2 protein-coding genes and 1 pseudogene are annotated in these 3,431 nt (G+C 64.6%); 1 reads left to right on the forward strand and 2 read right to left on the reverse strand.

Annotated elements, in window-relative coordinates; genetic code table 11:
- Window positions 1-29: 29 nt before the first annotated feature.
- Entirely contained in the window at window positions 30-791 is a 762-nt protein-coding gene (locus tag DBR12_RS20620) for an ABC transporter substrate-binding protein (protein ID WP_108618932.1), read from the reverse strand.
- Between the two features lie 237 nt (window positions 792-1,028).
- A complete protein-coding gene (locus tag DBR12_RS20625; protein WP_094290160.1) occupies window positions 1,029-1,787 on the reverse strand; it encodes a TSUP family transporter in 759 nt (252 codons plus the stop codon).
- 362 nt (window positions 1,788-2,149) lie between these two features.
- Here DBR12_RS20625 and DBR12_RS20630 point away from each other — a divergent pair.
- Window positions 2,150-3,431, forward strand: a pseudogene (locus DBR12_RS20630) (ammonium transporter); the annotation flags it as partial.

Below are 3,431 nucleotides of genomic sequence, written 5' to 3' on the forward strand. Positions count from 1 at the left end.
GTGAGCATGAAAAACCCCGGGCGTGCCGCTTACTGGCAGCGCACGTCTTCGTTGAAATACTTCTTGGACAGTGCGGCGTAGCTGCCATCGGCCATCACTTCGGACAGGGCCTTGTTCCAGCCACCGGCCAGCGAGCTGTTGCCCTTGGCCACAGCGGCGGCGATGCGCTCGATGAACAGCATGTCACCCAGCTTGAAACCAGCGCCGGGGTTCTTCTCCGCCACGGCCTTGGCCACAAAGCGGTCGGTCACCCAGGCGTCCACACGGCGCGAGTTCAGGGCGCTGCGGGCGTCCACGTCGGTGGGGAAGTTCTTCATCTCCTTGATCGACGAGACCTTCTGCACGTTTTCGAGGTAGCTGGTGCCGGTCTGCACCGCCACAATCTTGCCTGCCAGGTCCTTGGCGGTCTTGATGGCGGGGTCCATGGCGATGATCATGCCGCCCGAGCAGTAGTGGGGCTCGGTGAAGGTCACAGCCTTGGCGCGCTCTTCGGTGATGCCGTGCGAGGCGATCACCAGGTCCCAGCGGTCCTGGCGCAGGCCGGTCAGCAGTGCGTCAAAGCCCAGCGTCTTCCACTGGATGGTCAGGCCCATCTTCTTGGCCACGAGTTCAGCCACTTCCACTTCGAAGCCGGTCAACGTGGTGCCGTTGAAGAAATTGAATGGAGCGAACTGCCCTTCAGTGGCGATGAGGATCTTGCCGTCCTTCTTCACCTCGTCCAGTGTCCGGGCCTGGGCGGCGAATGCGGCGCAAAGCGCGAGGGCGGTGGCGACAGCCTTGAACAATTTCATGGGATGGGTCCTGTACGGGGTATTTCAGGTACAAAAAATCCGGCATGCGGGTAAGCAGGCCGGAGGCGAAGGGAACGAGGGCGAGGTCATCGCCAATGGCGAAGTCTGCCGTCATTAAATAGACATGATTATAAAGATGCGATTTTTTCCTTGACACCGCAGGCAACCTCGGGAGGCGCTTGTGTGCCTATTCGCAACAGGTTTAGACGGAGCTCCCGAACTCTCGGGAGCGCAGTGTTAGCGCAGGAACGCGTCGTAGCCGGTCTTCAGGATGAGGGTACTCACCACCAGAATGAAGATGCCGCGCACGAAGCCGGTGCCGTGTTTGAGCGCCATGTGGGTGCCCAGCAGGCTGCCTGCCACGTTGGCCACGGCCAGCGTCACGGCAAAGTGCCACCACACGTGGCCCTTGGCCGCAAACAGCACGATGGCGGCAATGTTGGTGGCGCAGTTGAGCAGCTTGGCCGATGCCGATGCGTTGAGGAAGTCGTAGCCAAGCAGCCGCACGAACAGGAACACGAAGAAGCTCCCGGTGCCAGGGCCGAAGAAGCCGTCATAAAACCCGATGAGCACACCGATCAGCCCTGCTACCAGCACCTCGGTGCGGCCTGCAAAGCGCGGGGTGTGGTGTCGTCCCAGCTCCTTTTTGGCCAGGGTGTAAACCAGCACGGCCAGCAGCACCAGGGGCAGCAGCTTGCGCAGGAAGTCGGCCGAGATCACGGTGACGGCCCAGGCGCCCGCAAATGACCCCGCAAAACCGGCAGCCGCTGCGGGCAACATGGCCTGCCAGCGGATCTGCACTCGGCGGCTGTATTGCCAGGTGGCCATGGCCGTGCCCCACACCGAAGCCGCTTTGTTGGTGCCCAGCAGCGTGGCCGGTGGCGCACCCGGAAACGCAGCAAACAACGCGGGCACCATCACCAGCCCCCCGCCTCCCACGATCGCATCCACAAAGCCTGCGAGCAGTGAGGCCAGGGTCATCAAAATCCATTCCATGGCGCGATTTTCGCACCTGGGTTGCTATTAATTCAGGACTGAACGGACGCGCTGGGCGCCCGGGTTACTTTCCGAGCAGGCAAGAAAAAGGCGCTGGGATCGCCAGCGCCTGGAAAGTGAATGCACCTCGTTGGGTGCTTTGAATTGGGTTGTTGGTAGAAAGTGTCTCCTCGGGCCCCTCGCTTGGCACACCGAAGCGCGCTTTCGAGTGCCGCAACTGTAACGGCTGCACCCTGCTGGTGCATTGGGGGTTTCCCGCCCCCCTTTGTTGGGCGCGTTGCCTGGCACAGGCCCCGAATCGGGGGGCGGCCGCCTGGCATGGCTCGTGCAGTGCGCTGTAACAAATTGCGAAGGGAGCCTTCATGCGGGGAGTCTTGCACCGGTTCGTGGCGGTTGTGTGGTTGTGCGTGGGTCTGTGTGCCAGTGTGCTGGCGCAGAGCCCGCCCGAGGCGGTGGTCGGTGGGGCCGCCCCTGCAGCGACAGCGGTGGCGCTCACGCGCCCGTCCCTGGTCGCGCAGGACACTGTGAATGCGGCACACACCGGGTGGATGATGACCTCCACCGCCCTGGTGCTGCTCATGACGCTGCCTGGTATTGCGCTGTTCTATGCGGGCATGGTGCGCAAGAAGAATGTGCTCAACACCATGGCCAGTGTGGTGGCGATTGCGGCGCTGGTCAGCCTGCTGTGGTTTGCGGCGGGTTATCCCTTGCATTCACGCCTGGCAGTGCCTGGCTGGGAGGTTGGGAGCGCGCGGGCTTTGCTGGGCTGGACTTGGACCTGGCGGGCAGCAAGCTCGCTGTGAGCCATGTGGCGCCCCACATTCCCGAATCGGTGTACGCCATGTTCCAGCTCACGTTTGCCATCATCACCGCCGCGCTGTTGGTGGGCGCGCTGGTGGAGCGCATGCGGTTCTCGGCCATGTTGGTCTTCGTCGGCCTGTGGACCCTGGTCGTCTACGCCCCGGTGGCGCATTGGGTGTGGGAGCCTGGCGGCTGGCTGGCGCAAATGGGGGCGCTCGACTTTGCCGGGGGCTCGGTGGTACACGTGAACGCGGGCGTGGCCGGGCTGGTGTGCGCCTGGTTCCTGGGCCGCCGCACGGGTTATGGCCGCGAGCCCTTCGAGCCCTACAGCCTGGGCCTCACCATGGCGGGCGCAGGCCTGTTGTGGGTCGGATGGTTTGGCTTCAATGCGGGCTCGGCTGTGGCGGCCGACGGCCGTGCCGGGCTGGCCATGGCGGTGACGCACCTGGCCGCTGCGGCCGGTGCGCTGGCGTGGATGCTGGGCGAATGGGTGGTGCGTGGGCGCCCGTCGCTGCTGGGGCTGTGCTCTGGCCTGGTCGCTGGCCTGGTGGCCATTACCCCGGCGGCGGGTTTTGTCACGCTGCGTTCGGCTGTGGTGATTGGCTTGGTGGCGGGCCTGGCCTGCTACTGGGGCGCCACGGGGCTCAAGCGGCTGCTGCGGGTGGATGACTCGCTCGATGTGTTCGGCGTGCATGGCATTGGCGGCATCGTGGGCTCGTTGCTCACGGGCGTGCTGGCCAGCCGCACGGTGGGCGGCGTGCAGGGCAGCCTGCTCACCCAGGCCATTGGAGTGGGCGCGGTGATGGTCTACAGCCTGGTGGTGACGGCTGCGCTGCTGTGGCT

Origin of the sequence: Acidovorax sp. HMWF029 (assembly GCF_003060895.1) — a bacterium.
Lineage (GTDB): Bacteria > Pseudomonadota > Gammaproteobacteria > Burkholderiales > Burkholderiaceae_C > Acidovorax.